Origin of the sequence: Novosphingobium resinovorum, from assembly GCF_036352595.1 — a bacterium.
GTDB lineage: Bacteria > Pseudomonadota > Alphaproteobacteria > Sphingomonadales > Sphingomonadaceae > Novosphingobium > Novosphingobium resinovorum_B.
Genome location: NZ_JAZFAX010000048.1, coordinates 1 through 20,286, shown reverse-complemented (window position 1 = coordinate 20,286; position 20,286 = coordinate 1). Strand labels below are relative to the sequence as shown.

General features: G+C 61.9%; 18 protein-coding genes. 6 read left to right on the top strand and 12 right to left on the bottom strand.

The window, feature by feature from the left end:
• Positions 1-24: 24 nt before the first annotated feature.
• Positions 25-2,361, top strand: a complete 2,337-nt coding sequence (locus V2S85_RS24560; protein ID WP_330705423.1) for an arylsulfatase — start codon at positions 25-27, stop codon at positions 2,359-2,361.
• 84 nt (positions 2,362-2,445) lie between these two features.
• Here the strand turns inward: V2S85_RS24560 and V2S85_RS24555 are convergent, their stop codons facing one another.
• From V2S85_RS24555 to V2S85_RS24530, 6 genes are read right to left on the bottom strand one after another with little or no spacing between them, the layout of a single operon-like run.
• Positions 2,446-2,952: a nuclear transport factor 2 family protein gene (locus V2S85_RS24555; protein WP_330705422.1), complete on the bottom strand. Its 507-nt coding sequence runs from the start codon at positions 2,950-2,952 to the stop codon at positions 2,446-2,448.
• Between the two features lie 60 nt (positions 2,953-3,012).
• Positions 3,013-3,531: a flavin reductase family protein gene (locus V2S85_RS24550; protein WP_330705421.1), complete on the bottom strand. Its 519-nt coding sequence runs from the start codon at positions 3,529-3,531 to the stop codon at positions 3,013-3,015.
• On the bottom strand, positions 3,516-4,286 hold the full coding sequence (locus tag V2S85_RS24545) for an enoyl-CoA hydratase-related protein (RefSeq protein ID WP_330705420.1): 771 nt from the start codon (positions 4,284-4,286) through the stop codon (positions 3,516-3,518). Before V2S85_RS24545 ends, V2S85_RS24550 begins: the two co-directional genes overlap by 16 nt.
• Before the next feature lie 2 nt (positions 4,287-4,288).
• Positions 4,289-5,134, bottom strand: a complete 846-nt coding sequence (locus V2S85_RS24540; RefSeq protein ID WP_330705419.1) for an enoyl-CoA hydratase-related protein — start codon at positions 5,132-5,134, stop codon at positions 4,289-4,291.
• A 4-nt stretch (positions 5,135-5,138) separates the two neighbouring features.
• The gene (locus V2S85_RS24535; protein ID WP_330705418.1) at positions 5,139-5,591 is read right to left on the bottom strand and encodes a nuclear transport factor 2 family protein; all 453 of its coding nucleotides are present in this window, start codon (positions 5,589-5,591) and stop codon (positions 5,139-5,141) included.
• A gap of 60 nt (positions 5,592-5,651) precedes the next feature.
• Positions 5,652-8,123, bottom strand: coding sequence for a TonB-dependent receptor (locus V2S85_RS24530; RefSeq protein ID WP_330705417.1), 2,472 nt, complete (start codon positions 8,121-8,123; stop codon positions 5,652-5,654).
• Between the two features lie 125 nt (positions 8,124-8,248).
• Here V2S85_RS24530 and V2S85_RS24525 point away from each other — a divergent pair, with 125 nt between their 5' ends.
• Positions 8,249-8,896 (top strand): carboxymuconolactone decarboxylase family protein, encoded by a 648-nt coding sequence (locus V2S85_RS24525; protein ID WP_330705416.1) that lies wholly within the window; start codon positions 8,249-8,251, stop codon positions 8,894-8,896.
• 13 nt (positions 8,897-8,909) lie between these two features.
• Here V2S85_RS24525 and V2S85_RS24520 read toward each other — a convergent pair whose 3' ends face one another.
• The 4 genes from V2S85_RS24520 to V2S85_RS24505 form a co-directional block, all read right to left on the bottom strand.
• Positions 8,910-9,716 (bottom strand): SDR family NAD(P)-dependent oxidoreductase, encoded by an 807-nt coding sequence (locus V2S85_RS24520; protein ID WP_330705415.1) that lies wholly within the window; start codon positions 9,714-9,716, stop codon positions 8,910-8,912.
• A gap of 27 nt (positions 9,717-9,743) precedes the next feature.
• Positions 9,744-10,838 carry a zinc-binding dehydrogenase gene (locus V2S85_RS24515; RefSeq protein ID WP_330705414.1) on the bottom strand — a complete coding sequence of 365 codons (1,095 nt, stop codon included), beginning with the start codon at positions 10,836-10,838 and terminating at the stop codon, positions 9,744-9,746.
• A gap of 63 nt (positions 10,839-10,901) precedes the next feature.
• Complete coding sequence (locus V2S85_RS24510; RefSeq protein ID WP_330705413.1) at positions 10,902-12,002, bottom strand: LLM class flavin-dependent oxidoreductase; 1,101 nt, start codon at positions 12,000-12,002, stop codon at positions 10,902-10,904.
• Between the two features lie 43 nt (positions 12,003-12,045).
• Positions 12,046-13,200: an LLM class flavin-dependent oxidoreductase gene (locus V2S85_RS24505; RefSeq protein ID WP_330705412.1), complete on the bottom strand. Its 1,155-nt coding sequence runs from the start codon at positions 13,198-13,200 to the stop codon at positions 12,046-12,048.
• 182 nt (positions 13,201-13,382) lie between these two features.
• Here V2S85_RS24505 and V2S85_RS24500 point away from each other — a divergent pair, with 182 nt between their 5' ends.
• On the top strand, positions 13,383-14,987 hold the full coding sequence (locus V2S85_RS24500) for a class I adenylate-forming enzyme family protein (protein WP_330705411.1): 1,605 nt from the start codon (positions 13,383-13,385) through the stop codon (positions 14,985-14,987).
• A gap of 22 nt (positions 14,988-15,009) precedes the next feature.
• On the opposite strand, the gene V2S85_RS24495 is transcribed toward V2S85_RS24500, so the two are convergent.
• Positions 15,010-15,672 carry a TetR/AcrR family transcriptional regulator gene (locus V2S85_RS24495; RefSeq protein WP_330705410.1) on the bottom strand — a complete coding sequence of 221 codons (663 nt, stop codon included), beginning with the start codon at positions 15,670-15,672 and terminating at the stop codon, positions 15,010-15,012.
• 109 nt (positions 15,673-15,781) lie between these two features.
• Here V2S85_RS24495 and V2S85_RS24490 point away from each other — a divergent pair, with 109 nt between their 5' ends.
• Both V2S85_RS24490 and ribB read left to right on the top strand, forming a co-directional pair.
• The gene (locus V2S85_RS24490; RefSeq protein WP_330705409.1) at positions 15,782-16,585 is read left to right on the top strand and encodes a DUF2889 domain-containing protein; all 804 of its coding nucleotides are present in this window, start codon (positions 15,782-15,784) and stop codon (positions 16,583-16,585) included.
• Positions 16,582-17,718, top strand: a complete 1,137-nt coding sequence (gene ribB, locus V2S85_RS24485; RefSeq protein ID WP_330705408.1) for a 3,4-dihydroxy-2-butanone-4-phosphate synthase — start codon at positions 16,582-16,584, stop codon at positions 17,716-17,718. Before V2S85_RS24490 ends, ribB begins: the two co-directional genes overlap by 4 nt.
• Before the next feature lie 53 nt (positions 17,719-17,771).
• Here the strand turns inward: ribB and V2S85_RS24480 are convergent, their stop codons facing one another.
• The gene (locus V2S85_RS24480) at positions 17,772-18,476 is read right to left on the bottom strand and encodes a MerR family transcriptional regulator (RefSeq protein ID WP_330705407.1); all 705 of its coding nucleotides are present in this window, start codon (positions 18,474-18,476) and stop codon (positions 17,772-17,774) included.
• A gap of 132 nt (positions 18,477-18,608) precedes the next feature.
• Between V2S85_RS24480 and V2S85_RS24475 the strand changes: the two genes are divergently transcribed.
• Positions 18,609-19,868, top strand: a complete 1,260-nt coding sequence (locus tag V2S85_RS24475) for a cytochrome P450 (protein WP_330705406.1) — start codon at positions 18,609-18,611, stop codon at positions 19,866-19,868.
• Positions 19,869-20,286: the final 418 nt, after the last annotated feature.

Below are 20,286 nucleotides of genomic sequence, written 5' to 3'. Positions count from 1 at the left end.
CTCCAGCAAGAAGTGAATGATGCCATGTCAAACTTTACCTCAAAGCGCCGCATCGGCCTTGCCTGCCTGCTTGGCGGCACCGCGCTGCTGGCCGGGCCGGTCATGGCCCAGGACGCGGCCAATGGTGCGGCAGCGATCCCTGCGCAGGCGATCGTCGGCAATGTGAAGCCAATCGCCTGGCCACAGGAACCGCAAGCCCCCAGGGGCGCGCCCAACATCCTGCTCATCATGACCGACGATACCGGGTTCGGTTCGACCGCCACATTCGGGGGGCTGATCCCCACGCCAAACCTTGATGCCCTGGCCCGGAAAGGCGCGCGCTACAACGCGTTCAACACCACCGCGCTATGCTCGCCGACGCGCGCCTCGCTGCTCACCGGGCGCGAACCACACAGCGTTGGCATGGGCAACGTCAGCAACCTGCCCACAGCTTACGACGGCTACACCTCCGTCATCCAGTCCGATACCGGGATGGTGGCGCAGACCCTAGCGGACAACGGCTACGTCACTGCCGCCTTCGGCAAGTGGCACCTGACGCCGGAGTGGGAGCAGAGTTCCTCAGGCCCGTTCACCCGTTGGCCGACCGGGCAAGGATTCAGCTATTTCTACGGCTTCCACGGCGGCGATACGGACCAGTTCGCACCGGCCCTGTTCGAGAACACGCTTCCTATCGCCCCGCCTGCGGACGACCCCACCTATATCCTCGACAACGACCTGTCGCAGCGCGCGATCCGATGGATTCGCCAGCAGCACGACCAGGCGCCGCAGAAGCCTTTCTTCCTCTACCTCGCGCCCGGCACCGCGCATTCGCCGCATAGTGCTCCGCGCGAGTGGCTGATGAAGTTCCGCGGCAAGTTCGATCAGGGCTGGGACGTCGTGCGCGAACAGATCTTCGCGCAGCAGAAGAAGGCCGGGATCATCCCGAAGGACGCGAAGCTCACGCCACGTCCGGATTTCATGCCCGCATGGAACAGCCTGCCCGCCGATCGCAAGCTGGTCTATTCGCGCCTTATGGAAGCCTATGCCGCCGCAGTCGCTTATAACGATCACGAAGTCGGCAAGGTGATCGAGAGCCTCAAGGAGAACGGCCAGTACGACAACACCATGATCGTCTTTATCCAGGGCGACAACGGCAGCAGTGCCGAAGGCGGTCTCAACGGCAACTTTACGGAAGAAGCGTTCGTCAATCAGTACCCTGAAGATTTCGAATATGTGAAGCAGCACATCGACGACATCGGAGGCCCTCGCGCGCACAACCACTACCCGGCGATGTGGGCTTGGGCGATGAACGCACCCTTCCAGTACTACAAGCAGGCCGCATCGCATTTCGGTGGCGTGCGCAACGGCATGGTGGTGTCCTGGCCAGGGCATATCAATGCGCCCGGTCAGATCCGCAATCAGTTCCTCTACGTTACGGATGTGGCCCCCACGATCCTCGACGCGGCGGGCATAAAGCAACCGGAGGTCCAGCACGGCGTGACCCAGCGCCCGCTTGACGGGATCAGCTTCGCCTACAGCTTCAGCCAGCCCACTGCGGCAAGCCGCCGGCATACCCAGGTCTTCGAGATGATGCAGAACCTTGGCATCTATCATGATGGTTGGATGGCCAGCACCAAGCCTGCCGCGGCGCCCTGGGATATCACCAAGGCGCAGAAGATCGACCTCACCAAGCGGACCTGGGAACTCTACCAGGTGTCTAAGGACTACTCGCAATCCCGGGATCTTGCCGCTGCCCAGCCCGCGAAGCTGAAGGAGATGCAAGCCCTGTTCTTCGCAGAAGCAGAGAAGGCGAAGGTACTGCCGATCCACGGAATTGCGGATGGTGCGCAGGGGCGTCCCACCCTCACCGAGGGGCGCACCAGCTTCACCTACCACGCCGGACTGACCCGCGTGCCGGAGAACACCGCGCCGCACATCATCGGCCGCTCATTCGATATCACCGCACATATGGACATCCCCCAGCAGGGCATCACCAAGGGCGTAATCGTAACGCAGGGTGGCCGGTTCGGCGGGTATGCGCTCTACGTGAAGGACGGTAAGCCGGTCTTCCACTACAATATGACCAACGCCCTGCAGTACCGCATCGCGTCCGAAACCACGCTGACGCCGGGCCAGCACAGCCTCGTCACCCGCTTTGCCATGGACAAGCCCGAGCGCGGCTCGGCCGCAACGGTCACCCTGCTGCTGGATGGCCGGGAAATCGCGACCGGGCGCGTGGAGCATACCCACCGTGCATGGATATCCAACTCGGAAGGTTTCGACGTCGGCGAGGATACCCTTACCCCCATCAACGACGACTATCGCATTTCCGGCAGCCGCTTCACCGGAACGCTCGAGAGCGTCCGCTTCGATCTGAAGTAGACCCTTCAGGCCAGATCGAACCCACGAAAAAGGCCCCCGGTAATTCCAACCGGGGGCCTTTCTTCATATCCGGGTCTCAGCCGCCTATTTGCGGGGATAGTCGCTGGGCAGCGGGGCAATGCCGGGCCACCGGACCGGTGTGGGTGACAGCATCGATCCCCCCACCTCGTTCCAGGGCGCAATATGGATCGTGCGCATGTCACGGTGTACGATACGCCAGCCTTCCGACGTCCGGCGGTATTCGTCCTGATAGCGCACGGCACCCAGAAGCGGCTGTCCGGCCAGCACGAGTTCCAGATGCGCGCCCACCAGCCCTTCGGCCCGATCATCGTCATGGAACGTGTAGAGCCCGTAATGCGGCGTATGAACGGTCAGGCCCATATGTTCGCGCGACGTGCGAATGAAATCGACGATCGCCTCACGTCCCTGCGCATTGAGAGCGCCCGACGATGCGAACGTGGCCTCTTGCGTAAAGCTGTCTCCCACGCCCTGCATGTCGTCGCCGTCGCACGCTAGGAAATAGCGCACGATCAGGTCATCCAGTTCGGCACGGTCTTCCAGGCGGCGCAACCGCTGTTCAAGGGTGCTCATGCGGCTGTGTCCTCATTCTTATCGGGTTTCAAATTCGTCTAGCGGTGTGGATAGCACGCGTCAGGCGTTTGCAACGGCCTGAGGCACGAAGGCGCCGTACCCGCCTTGCCAGAACATCAGCGGCGGCTCACCGCTCACCACTTCGAGCGTGTGCACATGGCCAAGCACCATCTCGTGATCGCCGGCATCAACGATGGTGCCCATCGCGCATTCGATCCGCGCGACGACGTCATGCAGCAGCGGCACGCCGGCATCGGACAGAACGTGGGGCGTGCCTGCAAATTTGTCGGGGTGCTTCGATGCTAGTTGCCTGCAGACCTCCTGCTGCGTTGCCGCAAGGATGTTAACGCAGAAATGCCGGCACGTGCGCAGCTTCGCCCAACTGCTCGAAGCTTTGTCGGGGAAGAAGCCGACCAGAGGCGGCGACAGCGAAACGGAGGTGAACGAACCGACCACCATCGCCACCGCCTCGCCATCGTCCCGCACGGCGGTAACGACACACACGCCGGTCGGATAATGTCCCAGAACCTGCCGGAATTGCACGGGATCGATCATCGCCGCGCTCAGCGTCCGGTCCATACCGGCTTGCGGCGCTCGCCTCCAGCTGCCTCGCCCTCGCGCTTGTCGGCGCTCTCGGCATACTGCTCGATCTCCTCAAAGCGCGTCATCAGCGCCACTTCCAGCGGATAGCCTTGGCGTCCCAGCGCCGCTGCCTTGGCAGCCTGGTTGGCCAGCGGAGAGGCGGCCGTGATCTTCTGTGCCCATTTCTGCGCAGTAGCGGCAAGGTCGGCGTAAGGCACGACCTCGTTGACCAGGCCGAACCGCTCAGCAACATCGGCCTTGATACGCTCACCGGTCAATATCATCGCCATGGCAATGTGATGGGGCAGTTGCCGAATTGCGCGATGAACAACCCCGCATTCGCCGATGATCCCCACCTTGGTTTCGGGCAGACCGAACTGGGCGGTATCCGCCGCCACGATGATGTCCGCACACATCGCCAGTTCGAAGCCGCCGCCCACACAGAAGCCCTGCACGGCTGCAATCAACGGCTTCTTCAGTTGCACCCACGGACCACCGATGCCGGTCAGCCCGCCGCCCAGCGCCATGCGCGTCTTGCGCTCCGCCCCGCCCGATACGTCGGCCCCGATGCAGAAACCCTTCTCACCCTCGGCCGAGAGGATCGCGCACCAGATGTCCGGATCTTCGTTGATGGCCGTCCAGGCTTCGAGCAACTGGTCGTCCATCTCCTGGGTGATGGCATTGAGGCCCTGCGGGCGGCTGAGGTGGACGCGGGCGATATTGCCCTCGCGGGAAAACTCGACGTCTGCCATGGTCATTCCTTTTTGTATGATGGGTCAGCCACGAGCGGGCTCGATGGCGCGACCTTGAATTCCTGGATCACGGCCTTGAGGCCGCGTTCCTTCATGCGCGCGCGCACTTCAAGCACCGCCGGGGCGAGGTGCAGCAGCGAGTCCATCTCGGCGATGCCGGACAGGGCCTGCCGGAAGCCGCCGGCTTCGGCTGCGCGGTTGATCGCCAGCTTCTTGATGCGCAGCACGTCGGCCGGCACCAGCGCGATGCGTTCGCCCAGACTGCGCACCGAAGAGATCAAGTCCGCCTCCGGCACGCAGTGGTTAGCCCAGCCCCATTCCACCGCGGTGGGGCCATCGATCCAGTTGCCCGGAACGAATGCGAACTCCTTTGCCCGCTTCGCGCCGACGAGCCCCACCCAAGTAGGCGCCACGTAGCCGCCGCCGATCGGGATGGTCGGCTCGCCGATCCGTGCGCTGTCGGCCACGATCGTGATGTCGGCAAAAACACACATCTGTGCGCCGACGCCCAGACAATATCCATGGACTGCGGCAATGACCGGCTTGGGGTGATCCCACATGGCCAGCCAGCGTTCCACATTGCGCTGAAGCCGCGCCTGGTCCGACATTATATCCGGCGGACCATTGTCGCCTGCGCCATAATTGCCCAGATCCATGCCGGAGCAGAAGCCCCGTCCTTCCGCCCGGATCGCGACCACTGGCGCGCCTTCGGTCTTTAGACGCTCCAGAGCATGGGAGAACTCGTCGAGCAGTTGCGGCGACAGGGCGTTTGCAGCTTCAGGCCGGTTCAGCACGACCCAGCTTACCGACGGGTCGTGCTCCAGCCTTATGGTCTGGTAATCGTCCAAGGCGTTACTCCGCCCGGCCGATCGGGTTCGATGCCTTGACGTGGTAGTCAGTGGTCATCGTGGTGCGCAGTTCGCGGCGCTTGAACTTCCACTGCCCATCGACCTTCACCACCCGGTCGAAATACTGACCGTAGAGAATGCCATCCGGGCGTTCCTTCACATAGCGATGGACCGCCAGGACGATCGAGCGCACGTCCGCCTCGGCATCGCCGACGAAATCCACGGAGATGTTGGAGTTGTGATGGCTGGTGCCGCGGAAGAACGAGCCGATGCCATCAAGCGTCTTCTTGTAGGCTTCCATGCCGCTGGCACCGAAGTTGGGAGCGTAGCTGACCTCGCAGTCCTCGACGAAGAGCGCGGCCATCTCGACCGGATGGTTCATATCGAGGTGATAGGAATAATCGAACATCAGGCGCTCGATCGCCTTGGTTTCCAGAAGCTTGGTAAGATCGTCCATCAGGAACTCCATGATGAGAAAGGTGCGTGCCGGGCTCCAGGCGCCGGCACGCAGGGGTGGTCAGAATTTGTAGTTGAGCTCGATGCCGTACATCCGCGGAAGGCCGGGAAGGACGGCATTGATCGCGTTCACCGCGCCCAGCGCGAACCCGCCGACGTTGTACTTCTCGTTGGTCAGGTTCTTGGCGTAGGCAGAAAGACCTACACCGCTGCCGGCAACATTGCTCCATTCGGCGCGCAGATCGATCAGCGTGTAACCCGCGATATCGGTGCCCGGCAGGATCGTGGCAGCGGCGTTGGAGTAGTAGAACCGGTTCTGACTGTAGAGATCGCCGCGCAGCGATACCGTGCTGCCATCGGCCAGATCCTGTTCCACCTTGGCGAAGGCCGACCCGGTCCACTTCGGCGTATCGCCATAAGGACCGAACAGCACGACATTGCTGCCCACGACCGCGGTGTTCTTGGTGTAACGCGCGTTGGTATAGGCCAGTGTCGCACCCAATTGCAGCCAATTGGCCGGACGGATCGAAGCGTCCGCCTCGAAACCGGTGACGCGCGCCGCCTCGACGTTGCCGCTGACCGCAGCGGTGCCCAGATAGACCGACCGGATCACGTTCTTGATGTACTGATCGTAGAGCGCGATGTTGAAGGTGGTGCGCATGCCGCCGAGATCGCCGTTGTACTTGGCGCCGACTTCGAAGTCGTAGGTGGTTTCAGGCTTGAACGAGTTGGCAATCGGGTTGCCGTTCGCATCGGTGCTCGATGCCGTTCCGTTAAAGCCGCCGGTACGCCACGATCCGCGGTGGACCGCATAAAACATCAGATCGGGCGTCACCTTGTAGTCCAGCGAGACCTGCCAGCTCGGCTTGCTGGCTTTGAGCGTGCCGCCGGTAATGCCCAGGCTGGTATTGAAATCATCCTGGAAGGGATCGTAGGAACCCGGAACCCGATCGGTCGGTATGTAGATCGACTTTTCCCAGGTATAACGCCCGCCAGCGGTAAAGTTGAGACTGTCGGTCAGGGCATAGGTAACCTGTGCATAGGCACCCTTGGACTCGGTGCGATTGGTGTATTCCTTCAGCTGGTAACCCAGATTATCTCCCAAGGCCGGCCCGTAGTCGGGCGCAAAGTCCAGGAACATCCGCTGGAAGTCCTTGCCCTTGAAGTAATAGAGACCGGCGATGTACTTCACGCGGCCGCTCTCTCCCGAGACCTGCAGTTCATCGGAAAGCTGCTGCTGCATGTAAGTATAGCCCTCGGCCGAAGGCCCGCCGATGTTCGGATTACCCGGATTGTTCGGACCGGTGCCACCGCCAAGGCCGATGTTGAGCGGCTCGAACGGTGTACCGTCCACGTCAGTGTGATCGCGCGAGCGTGAACGGTTGAAACCGAACACGTTCTTGATCTGCACGCCACCATCTAGCTGATAGGTCGTGGTATTCGTGACCATGTGCTGGCGCGCGCGGTGCCTGCCGGTCTGATTGTTGAAGATATCGTAGAAGCCGTAGTTCTTCTGGGCTTCCATGAAGCTGGGCAGCCCGGAAAAGCCGAACTGCGCAAACGCAGCACCACCATCCAGCGATGAAGCGATACCATCGGGATAGAGCGTCGCCGAAGGCAGACCGTAGTTCAGGTTGTTGGAAACTGGCTGACCGTTGACAGAATTGTTGTTCGGATCACCCGCGACGCCCGAACTGCTGCTGTTGCCGTAGTAGTTGGACGCGCGCAGCCCGGCACTCACCCCGCCGGAGAAACTGTACTGGTAGACGGTGGTGTTGGTGAGGTCACCCAGCTTGATCTGTATCGTCGGGCGCACCGAGAAATTGTCGAGCGAACCGTTGCGCGTGCCCAGCAGCAGATTGCGCTGGTAGCCGTCACGCTTCTGGTACTGCATCGCGACACGTCCAGCGATCGTTTCGCCCGGCACGTTGATCGCGCCTTCGACCAGCTTGTTGTCGTAGTTGCCGTAGCTCACCCGCAGGTATCCGCCGAAGTCCTCAGTGGGCTTCTGCGTTTCGTACAGAACTGCGCCACCGGTGGCGTTGCGGCCGAACAGGGTGCCCTGCGGTCCCTTCAGCACCTGGATCGACTGAAGGTCGAAGAATGCGCTCGACGAGGTCGACTGCGCATTGAATTCGTTCACGTAGTTGAGCACCGCCGGTGCGGCGAATGAGAACGCATCGACCGACTGGCCGCGCAGCGAATAGCTGATCTGGTTGGACGAGTTCGTCTGCCTGATCGTGAGGCCCGGCGTCGCCGACTGAAGGTCGGAGTCGCTCAGGATGCGGCGCTCCTGCAATTGCTCACCGCTGATCGCCGCAACTGAGACGGGAACGTCAGACAGGCGTTCGGCCGTGCGTCGAGCGGTAACGACGATGTCGTTTGCACTGGCTTGCGACGCCGTATCCGTCGTCTGCCCCTGCTGCGCGCCGGCCTGCGCGAAGACGGCAACGGGAGAGACTGCACCACCGATGACCGTACCGGCCAACAGGAGTGACTTGAGCCCCGAATGGCGGAGCGCGCCTGCCTTCATGATATCCTCCTCTTACGTTCGTTCTTTGACGATCAGGACTCGCACGGCCCTCTGTCAACGCCAGAGTTGACATAACCAAGAACGATGGTCAACACGCAAGTTGATACTTTTGGAAAGGATGACGTGTGGCCAAGATAGACTTGGAGTCCTTGAGGCAGATGCTGGAAACACTAGGCGTACAGGATGGGCCCGGTCTGTCCGACCTGGAGCGCGCGTTCGTCACCCTCGGACTGGCAACGGCGCTACCATGCCTCAACCGGGCGGATATCGATGCGGCGATTGAAGCGGCTTTCCGACAAGGTGCGACCACCACACAAGTGCAGGAAATCGTGTCGCTGGTTTCCGGTTTGGGCGTTCACTCGCTGATGGTCAGCACGGCGGCGATCGTTGCACGCGCGCAATGCGTGGAAGGGCTGAACACGACCTTCAGTTCGGAACAGCAGGCCTTGTGGGATGCACGCGTCGGCGACGATCCATTCTGGGAGGGCATGGAGGCGGAACTACCCGGCTTCCTGCGCAGCATGCTATTGCTGTCTGCCGACCAGTTCGAGGCGTTCTTCGACTATTGCGCGGTCCCCTGGAAGAGCGGGACGGTTCGCGCAAAGGTGAAAGAACTCGTTGCCCTCGCCAGCGATGCAATGCCCACGCATGCCTTCATGCCGGGCTTGCGACTGCATCTGCGCAACGCGGTAAAGCTGGGTGCGACCCGTCAGGCGATAGAGGAATGCCTGGCCCTCGCCGCAGCGACGCCGGAACACACCGGCGTCGCCTGACGAACGGGACGGGTCAGTCGGCGGCGCGCATTCCGCGCCAGGCGAGGGTGCCGCCGTCGATTACGTATGAGGCGCCATTGATGAACGAGCTGTCGTTCGAGGCGAGGAAGCAGGCCAGCTTGGCGATCTCCTCGACCTTGCCGAGACGGGGGATCAGGTGGGCGCCGGTGAGCACCGACATGATCGCATCCTTGTCAGGCGCGGCCTCGTAGTATTTCTGCAGCATGGGAGTGTCGATCGCACCGGGGCAGTAGCAATTGCAGCGAATGCCATAAGGAGCAAGGTCGACCGCCGTCGCCTTGGTCAGCAGCAGGACGCCGCCCTTGGTCGCGCAATAGGCTCCCGCCTGCGGATAGGACACGAACGACCCCGTCGAAGCGACGTTCACGATCGCCGGTCCCAGAGTCGACTTCTTGAGATAGGGCGCAGCGTATTTCGTCGTGAGCCAAAGCGCCTTCAGATTGATCTCGTAGACGATGTCCCAGATATCTTCGGACAGTTCCTCAATCGACGTCTTCTCGGTCAGGTCCGTTTCGTGAACGGCGGCATTATTGTGCAGCACATCGATGCCGCCGAAACGTTCGGCGGTAAAATCCATCAGGGCCTTAATTTCCTCTCCACTGCGCAAGTCGCAGCGGAACACATCCGCCTCGCCGCCGGCGGCAGCAATCGCATCGGCCGTTTCGCGCATGGCCGCCTCGTTGAGGTCGGTGACCAAGACCCGGCCACCCTGCGCTGCCATTTCGATAGCGCAGGCGCGGCCCATTCCGCTCCCGGAGCCGGTGACGATGCAGACCTTTCCATCCAGTCGATTACCCACGAATTTTCTCCCGTCGCATGTTCAAGTTCAGTTGTGCTTTGCCGCGCACTCCGGGTCGATGACGGCCTTGACCACCTCGCCCCTGTGGACCGCCTCCAGAGCGGCGGCGGCATCCTCGATCGCGAAGCGATGGCTGACCAGGTTCGCCAGCGGGACCCTTTCCTGAAGCCGGGCCGCAAGATGCATCGCCTCGTAATAGTGTTTCGGCTTGGGGAACGTGGCGCCCGCGATCGTCAAATTCTTGGTCGTCAGGTCGCGCGGGGATATCGGCTGCGTGCCGATTGCGCCCCACAGACCGAGGATGACGTAACGCGCATGTACACCCGCCAGGTCGACCCCCTCGGGGAAAGCCGGAAGGAAACCGGCAGCCTCGACCACCAGTGAAGGCCCTGCCGGACCGGTCAGGTCGTAGACCCTGCGCCGCCGCTCTTCGGGGCTCTCCTTCAGCGAGATCGTCGCCGTGGCGCCCAGTGCTCGCGCGTGCTCCAACCGGGCGTCGACGCCATCGATCACGATGACCTGCCCGGCTCCGGCCTGTGCTGCTACGAGCGCTGCCGAGAGCCCGACCGGCCCTGCGCCCTGCACCACCACGGACTCTCCCATGCGCACCGGACCGCAGCGATCGAACCCGCGCAACACAGTCGGCAGCGCACAGCCTAGTGCCGCCACCGCCAGCGGGTCAGCGCCATCGGGTAGACGGAAGAAGGCCAGACCGCTCGGAAGCCACGCAAAGTCGGCGTAGCTGCCCCAGTTAGGCTTTTCGGCATGCTCGAAAAAGCGCGAGTTCTCACACGGCGTCTCGTCGAGCACGTTGCACGAGTAGCAACGGTGGCAGGCCGATATCGGCGACCAGTAGACAAGATCACCCGGCCTGACCGGAACGCCGGCGTAATCGGTCTCGATCCCGCCCAACTTTTCGATCCGGCCGATGCCTTCGTGGCCCAGCACGATCGGAAACGGCATGACGCCCGCCTCGCCGGTGGTGATGTGGACATCGCTGCCGCACACCCCGCCCAGCACGATGCGCACCAGCGCGCCGCCCGGCTCGGGGTCGACTACTGGTACGTCCCAGGTTTCCAGCCGGTTCGGCTCGACGAGCACAGTTGCGCGGCCTGTCACCATGTTTTCTCTCCCGCACGGCAGCAAGGGGCGGGCGCTGATTGCGCCCTGCCCCTCGCCCTGTTCTCAGATCGGATTGCGGACCTTGGGGCAAACCTCGGTCGCGAGGCGGCGGATCGATTCTTCCCAGGGCTTTGGATCGTCGATGCTGTCGTGCTGGTTGTAGACGATCTGCCCCCAACCGCCGACCTTGTCGGCCAGCGCTTCCAGCTTCTCGATCGCAGTTTCGGGCGAGCCGCACAGCACGACATGTTCGGCGAGGAAGTCCTCGTCGATCGTCTCAGGTGTGACATTCTTGCCGGAGTCGGCGATGATGCCGTCGAACAGCCCGAACTTGATGTAGATCTCCTTGAGATACTTCGCCCAGGTCTGTGCCAGTCCGCTCTTGAGGAACAGGCGCTTGGCCTCCGCATCGGTATCCGCGATGAACACGTCACGGCAGACACGGTAGCGGCTGCGATCGGCCTTGCGGCCCTGCGATTCCATCGCCGCCGCCCAGGTATCCCAATGCGCCTTCATCTGCGGAGTACCGCCGAAGAAGGAAATCGGGGAATAGTCGCGTTCGCCTGCAAACTTCATCGACGAGGACTTCTGCGACAGCCCTGTTACCGCGATTTCTAGCTTGTCGCGGCCGCCGTAGGGGCGGTTGTCAGCGATGATGACATCGTATTCCGGCATCGTCTCGGGGCCAGGGAAGCCTGCCTGATAGTATTGGCCTTTCTCCAGAAACGGCTTGCCCTCCCACACGCGCTCCATCAGGTGCAACGCCTCCAACTGGCGCGGGGGCAGTTCGAAGATGTTCTCGAAACCGTGCAGGATCGCGTCGGTATGGTGGCCACCCGGCGCTACACCAAGGAAGTAGCGGCCTTCCATCACCTGGCTCAGCCAGCCAATGCGCACGGCCAGCGTCGCTGGATCGTGATAAGGCAGCAGGTGTGCCATCGGCGCGAAGCGGATCTGCTTGGTGGTCTGCGCGCAGGCCGCGATGATCGCCTCGGGAACAGGAATGTTTTCCCACCCCAGCGTATAGTGCTCGCCGATCATGAAATCGACGTAGCCTGCCTCGTCGGCGATGCGGGCGATGTCGAGCGCCCAGTCAAAGACCTGACGCGCGGTCCGGCTCGGCGGGTTGTAGGGGGTCATGAAGATCCCGCACTGCATTGCCATGATGCTTCTCTCCTTGGATTTTTTGGGTTCTACGCCGCGCGGCTCAGACGAAGACGCCGTTCTCGTCTTTGGTCGAGAAGCGCGGTGCGACCTTGGCCATGAATTTCTCGAGTTCCTCTTGGTTGGCTTCAGGCTCCAGGTGGCCTTGCCCGAACATCAGGAACAACTCGTCGAACTTGAGGCGGTCGTGTGCCTCGCCGATGCGATCAGCGATCTCGTCGGCCGAGCCGATCAGCACGTTAGGCGGACGCTGGCCCATCGGAATGAACCATTCGTCCCAGAACCACATGTGCTCTTCCATGAGCTGGCGGGCGCGATCCTTGTCGTCCGTCAGCATCAGGAAGCCGCCCCAGGCGGAAGCGTCGGTGGACGTCACCTCGCGGCCGTTCTTGGCGGCGGTGGCGATGTAGCGGTTGTTCAGGCTTTCGCAGAAATCGAGATTGTCCGAAAGCACGATCAGCTTGCCGCCCTCTTCCGCCCAGAAGTCGATTGTTCGGCCCGATGCCGCGAATCCGCCATAGATCGGCGGATGCGGATCCTGATAGCAGCGCGGAGCGATACCAATTTCCCGCACGATGCCGTCGGCATCCTGACCCTTGCCGTACTTCGCATAAGCCGGGTGACCGGTGGAACCGCCTTCGGGCGGGAATTGCCAGTTGTCGCCCTTGTGGCTGAACACGTCGTTGGTCCACGCCTTCTTGACCACGCGTACGCCCTCTTCGAACAGGGAGCGGTTGCGCGCATCCTGCTCGTCGCGCGCCTTGACGTTGTCGGGGGTCGTCGCACTGACACCTTCCTTGATGCCATAGGCGTCAACCCAGCGCGCATGGTAGCCGCGGGTGAAGCCGCAGTAGAGACGCCCCTGCAGCATGTGATCGAGCGTGGCGATCTCTTCGGCCACGCGCACAGGGTTATGCGTCGTCATGGTATACCCCATGATGCCCGCTTTCAGCCGCTTGCTGTGCTGTCCGACGAACAGGCTGAACATCCCAGGATGGTTGTTCGCCTCGAAACCTTCGATCTGGAGGTGGTGTTCCGGCTGGCAGTAGCCGTAATAGCCAAGTTCGTCAGCGAGTTGAACGTAGCCCTTCACCTCTTCGAGGAAGCGCTGGTACAGCTCTGGCCGCTGTCCGGCCATACCCTGTTCGATTTCCTTGCGGCGCCCAACGACGCCAGTCTGCATAAGATGGAATTTCATAGCCTCTCCGTCCCCAAAACGGGGTCGCGGTCGTACCGCGACGTTCGGTTGATCTTGTCGACCCCCTGATCCAAACGCTTTATGGCGAAGTTGTCAACTCACGTGTTGACGCTGGTCGGAATTTTTTTCATATGTCTTCCAGACAAGTGCCGACAGGTACGGATACGAGGAGCGGAAGTGCAATGACGGGTTCGATCGTCACCGAGGTCTCCACCCTGGGAGACCTGCTGATACGGGCAGCCGGCATGCATCCGGAAAGGCTCGCACTGGTCCTGCCTGCGCAAGCCATCTCGTATTCCGATCTGCTCGGCGAAGCTCGCAAGGTCGCCCGGATGCTGGTGGCGATCGGCGTGGGACATGGCGATCATGTGGGCATCCTGATCCCGAATTCGACGCAGTATGCCGCCAGCCTCTTCGGGATATCGCTGGTGGGCGCGGTCGCAGTTCCGCTGAACGCCCGGCACAAGGCGGCAGAGCTGGGCTACATCATCCGGAATGCGGAAATCTGCGCGCTATTGACCAGCCGAGACGATAGCGATCCTGTGGATTTTCCAACGATACTGCGCGAGGCGCTCGCTGGCGATCCGACACCGGTCCTGCGCGAGCTGGTTCTCATGCGCGGCGCAAGGGACGGCGAATTTCGGACACCGGAATGCTTCGAAGTCGAGACGGCGGCGATCGATGACGCGACTGTGGAGGTCCTGCGCCGACGCGTCAGGGTTCGCGATGCCGCGCTGATCATTTACACCTCGGGAACGACGGCCAATCCCAAGGGCTGCGTGCTGTCGCACGAAGCGATCACCCGCGGGCCCGTCGAGCGGTCTCGCTACCGCCTGAAAGCACCGGAAACCGACATCGTTTGGGGCGCAGGACCGCTATTCCATATCGGCACGCTGGCGCCGTTCGTGGGCACGGTGGGTGTGGCAGGCACATTCCTCACGGACAGCTATTTCGACGCCGGCCGAGCACTGGACCTCATGGCGACCCATCGCGTGACACTGGCCTGGCCATGGTTTCCCGCCATAATGCAGGGGCTGATGAGCCATCCCGACTTCGATCCGGCCAGGCTTGGCGATCTGCAGTTCCTTTTCATCATCGCTCCCCCGACCCTGGTGGATGCCGTCCAGAGGGCACTGCCACAAACCGAGGTGATCCAGGGCTGCGGCATGACCGAAACCGCAGGCATCTTTGCACTGTGCGATGTCGACGAGAGCTTTGCCTCGCGCTCGACGACCAACGGCAAGGCTTGCCCCGGCGTGGAAGTGCGCATCGTCGATCCCGAGACGGGCGAAGACGTTCCCGATGGCACGCTGGGCGAAATTCTGGTGCGCGGCTACAATGTCATGGACGGATATTGGGCCGCTCCTGAAAAGACGGCCGAGGCGCTGACGCCCGATGGCTGGCTTCACACCGGTGACCTCTATACCCGCGTGCCGGGGGGAAGCCTGATATTCGGCGGGCGCCAGAAGGAAATGCTCAAGGTTGGCGGAGAAAACGTCGCCGCCATCGAGATCGAGGCGTTTTTATGCACCCATCCCGCCGTGAAAACAGTCGAGATCGTGGGACGGCCCGACCTCAGACTGGATGAGGTTCCGGTTGCCTTTGTCGAACTGGAAGCCGGCATGTCTGCCAGCGAGGATGATCTGATCGGCCACTGCCGCGGCCGGATTGCCAGCTACAAGGTCCCTCGTGCGATCCATTTCATGGAAGCGAGCGAATGGCCCATGTCCGCGACTAAGATCGACAAGCGCGCGCTGCGCGACCGGCTCAAACAGCCAACCCTTTAGCCGGGCTGCACGCGCTTCGGTGTCAGGCCGGGACCGAAGCGTGAGCCATGCCACTCGTGAAGATAGACCAGAACGCCTCGGCCACTTCCTTGCCGCTCATGCCCTTGCCGGGCACAAACCATCGATGAGTCCAGTTTAGCATTCCGAAGAGGGCATTTTCCGCAAGGCGGGCCGGAATGTCCTCGCGCAGATCTCCCTGCGCGACCGCTTCACGAATGAACCCCAGCAGAATCTGGTCGAACTGCCGGGTCTTCTTCATGATTTCCTGCGCCCAGACGGTCTCCTCCGTTCCGACCTGGTGCATCTGCTCCTGGATGTACACGAAGGTGGCAGGGTAGTTATCCTCGTAACTCACCATCAGCGTCACAAAAATCTGCCGAAGGCGTTCGATCGCCTTGAGTTCGGTGTCGGCGATAAGAGCGTGCGCAGCGGCAATATTGGCGTCGAGGACACCCTCTACGGTTTCGTGGAACAGTTCTTCCTTGCTACCCACATAGTAATAGACCGTTGCGCGATCCAGACCGGCTGCCTGTGCGATATCGAGCAGACGGGTCGCCTGAAACCCCTGCTCCTTGAACAGTTGCGCCGCGATTTTAAGCAGTTCGGCGCGTTTAGCTTCATAGTCGGCCCCGCCCTTGGCCTGCTTGGTACGGCGGCGGCGCGAGATGTTGCTCTGTTCGGTCATGCCCGCACAATGCAACGCTCCTGCAAAAAACACAACTATCCATACATCATCAACGTTGACGTTGACATTTTCTCGTTAGTGCTTAATGATGGGGCTTCGAGAGGATAACGTGAGCCTGGAGCATCTCCCCATAAACCCAGCCTACGGGCTCGGGTGCTATCGCCGCCTACTGCGGTTTTACCGTCGGAGAGGCGCGCTGCTGGCCACTCTCGACGACACCCACCACGCGATGTGGTTGCTCCTGCGGCATGACACCATGCAGGTCCTCGGCGTGGAAGCCTCCTTCGACCGCCATCCGACGACGGCGTGCATGGGTGCCATCGCCGGACTGCACGCATTGACCGGTCTTCCTCTGGATGCATCGCCGGCGGTAATAATCGGGCGACTGGCGCGGGATGCAAACTGTACTCATCTCGGCGACCTTGCCACTTGGGCGATACGGGCCACACGAGATGCCGAGCCCCTTACCGAGTACGCTATCCTGGTCGAGGACGGCCGGCCCGACCCCTGCAGGATGGAAATCCAGCGCAACGGGATACCGATCCACAGCTGGCTGATCCGCGGGTTTGAAGTGGTGGGCCCCGAGGAACTGGCCGGCATGCCGCTGATGCGCGGCTTCATGGCAGAAGCGCGAAAGCATTTCCGCGACGATGAACTGGAAGCCGCCATCATGCTTCAGCGCGGAATATTCGTTGCCCGCGGCCGCCGCCATATCGTCGACCAGATTCCGGCTGTCCCGCTGCATGCTGCGAAAGGCATGGCGGGCGCCTGCTACAGCTATTCGAACGACCGTCTTGCCACCGCAACCAATACCCTCGGCTACGTTCGGGACTTCACCAATGGCATTCGGCTCCAGACGCTGCCGAGCCATATCGCCCGGTTGCTGGGCGAACCTACAAGGATCACGCCATGAACACCATCGACGGCATTGCCCCGATCGAACGCATCATCGAGGATGCACGCGACGGTCTACCCTATATCCTGGTCGATGCGCCCGATCGCGAGAATGAGGGCGACGTGATCATCCCTGCCCAGTTCGCGACCTCGAAAGTAATCAACTTCATGGCCAAGCATGCGCGCGGCCTGATCTGCCTGGCGATAAGCCCCGAGCGGGCAAGGGCTCTGGAACTCACCCCGATGGCCCCGCGCAACGAGAGCGGTCATGGGACCGCCTTTACCGTGTCGATCGAGGCGCGCGAAGGCGTGACGACCGGAATTTCAGCGCAGGATCGCGCTCACACGATCGCAGTGGCGGTGGATCCTTCAAAGACCGCGCACGACGTCGTCTCACCCGGCCACGTCTTCCCGTTGACGGCGCGCGACGGCGGCGTCCTCGTGCGGGCAGGGCATACCGAAGCGGCGGTGGACATTTCGCGTCTGGCCGGGCTCAATCCTTCCGGGGTCATCTGCGAGGTGATGAACGATGACGGGACGATGGCCCGGCTGCCCGAATTGATTGCCTTCGCCAGGGAACACCAGCTCAACATCGGCACCATCGCCGACCTCATCGCCTATCGCCGCCGCTCGGAATCGCTGGTCGAACGCGTAGTAGAGGCCCCCTTCGACAGCTGGCACGGCGATTTCCGTATCGTCATCTATCGCAACGTCATCGATGGCGGCGAACATGTCGCACTGGTGCGCGGCACCCCACGCAAGAATACGCCCACGCTCGTGCGGGTCCACCAGCTTGATCTTACCGCCGATATTCTGGGCTGGCGCGCCGCGCACCGCGATTATGTTCCGGCTGCCCTGCGCGAACTGGCCCACTATGACGGCCCCGCTGTCGCCGTCTTCGTCAGCGACCCCAGCCCGAGTTCCCTATCCGAGCGCATCAAGGGCAACCGCAAGGTCTATGCCGACACCCATGGCTACCGCGACTACGGCATCGGTGCGCAAATCCTGCTGGATCAGGGCGTAGGCGAAATGATCCTGCTGACATCGAGCAGCGGCAAGCTGACCGCGCTCGAAGGCTTCGGTCTCACGGTCGTCGCCAAGCGGCCGCTGGTCGAGGAGAGCATGCGGCTGGTGGCGGGCAGTAACGGGTAAGCGCGATCGCCCTACCCGGCCCGCCGGTGTCGGTATGGGTGGGGATTGCAGCCCTAGGCATCCTGCCCGCTGACCTGTGCATTCACGTGTCGCATGAACGCCTTCAGTCTCAAGATGCCGAAGAAGTCGAGCATGAGCGGCAGCGCCCTGTGCAGCATCGCGGCCGCTTCCGTTTCTTCGATCCGCGCCTTGCTGGCACCGAAGAAGATCGCCGCCTCCTGCGCCGCTACGGTTTCGGCCGCCTTACGGTAGAAGGCGATATTGCGTGGCGGAAAGCCGTTCTCGTCAACGAACCCTGCTTCCCGGATCAGGCCCCAGATTTCGACCAGCCTTGCGTCGGTCAGGCTGAGCTGAGGGCCCGTCTGCCCTTCGAGCAGATCCAGCATGCCCATCCCGGAAAAGGCCTGACTGTCACTCTCCGCACTCGGATAGCGTTCCTGTAGCGTAGCCAGAGCGACAGTCGGCACGTCTTCCAGCCCGAAACGGTGGGCCAGCAGCTGTTCGAGGTGATCGTAAGGCGAAGCGCGCTCCAATCCCTCGCCACCCTTCCCGGCCAGCAGCGCCTTGATCTGTGGGATCGTCAGCCGCGCACTCTTCTGCAACTGGCGGATCGCAGCGATCCCTTTCACGTGCTTTTCGTCGTACTCCGCCGCATTGCGCGCGGGTCGCTCCGGCTCGGGCAACAGGCCCTCACGGATCAGGATACGGATGACCTCGCGGTCTACACCCGTGCGCTCTTCCAGTTCACGCATCTTCATCCTTCGACCCTTCTCCCTCTGCCGCAAACTATCAACACAGATGTTGAATAAAATCGTTGCGAGCGAATTTTCATGCGTGTAGTCTACACGCATGAAATCGGACAGCCATAGTCCGGCAGCAGGAGAGAAGCCATGGCCACGATGCCCGACCAGCCCTTGCAGCCCGATCTCCGCAGCCGCGCTCCGCGGCCGGACCACGTCCCCGAAGCGCACGTGCGCGAAATCGACATGTATGCGCTCGACGGGATCGAGGCGGGCTATCATGAAGCATGGAAGCGGATCCAGCAGTCCGGCGTTCCGGACCTTGTCTGGACACCCTTCACCGGTGGCCACTGGATCGCGACCAACGGCGAGACCGTGCGCGAGGTCTACAATGATCCTTCACGCTTCTCGAGTGAGGTGATCTTCCTGCCGAAGGAAGCGGGCGAGAAATACCAGATGGTCCCCACCCGCATGGACCCCCCCGAGCACACCCCCTATCGCAAGGCGCTCGACAAGGGGCTTAGCCTCAACCAGATTCGAAAGGTCGAGGACAAGGTCCGCACCATCGCCGCCGACCTCATAGAGAGTCTCGCCCCGCGCGGCGAATGCGACTTTTCCGCCGAATATGCCAATGTCTTCCCGGTGAAGGTGTTCATGGCGCTGGCCGACCTGCCGATGGAGGACGTGCCGATCCTCAGCCGCTACGCCCGCATGATGACCCGGCCGGAAGGCAACACGCCCGAGGAAATGGCGCGTGATCTGGAAGCGGGCAACGACGGTTTCTTCGCCTATGTCGAACCGGTCATCAACGCCCGGCGCGGCACCGACCGCGAGGATCTCATCAGCGTGATGGTCAATGCCGAGATAGACGGCAAGCCGATCTCGCACGAAAAGGCCCTCGGCCTGATTTCACTGCTGCTGCTGGGCGGTCTGGACACCGTCGTCAACTTCCTCAGCTTCATGATGATCCACCTCGCAAGGAACGCCGACCTGGTCGAGGAGCTCCAGAAGGACAGCCTCGCCCTAATGCGCAGCGCAGAAGAGATGTTCCGGCGATTTCCCGTGGTATCCGAAGCCCGGATGGTCGCCAGGGACCAGGAATACAGAGGGCTTCATCTCAAGCGTGGTGACATGATTCTGCTGCCGACCGCGCTGCATGGCCTCGACGAGACGCTGAACCCCGATCCTTGGCGGATAAACCTGGCCCGGCGTGGCTTGTCTCACAGCACGTTTGGCGGAGGACCACATCGCTGCGCGGGCCTGCACCTCGCACGCATGGAAGTAATCATCACCCTTGAAGAGTGGTTCAAGCGTATTCCCCGTTTCGGAACTAGAGAGGATATCAACCCTGTTTATTATTCAGGCATTGTCGCAGCCGTAGAGAATGTACCGCTCGTGTGGCCGGCCTGACAATGAACTGTGAAAATGCGATCTGTTCGCCTGTGAACTTCAAAATCTTCATGAAAATATCCAGCTCTACCCTGCTTCGAACTTGCTAGGTTTCTCGCATTCTCACTTGAGGCATTCTCCTGGACAGGGTCAGCAACAAATCATTGATGCTTTCTACACAACGGGAACGACCGCGCCCCATCCATGTCGACCTTTCCCGAGCGAGGGTCACTAGCCCGGAACCGGACATTGGCTGATTGCGTCAATCATCTTCAGACGAATGACCGCTAGTGGCGTCCCCCGCCGTTCAGGGGTAATTGCTCACGGGGTCAGCAATTGGGCTCTGATCAGGCGACCACGAACCTGCCGTCGACGAGTTCGCGGATAGCTACGAGGGCCGATTTGCCGCTGAGACGGGCGGTTCCGGTGACGGAGCGAT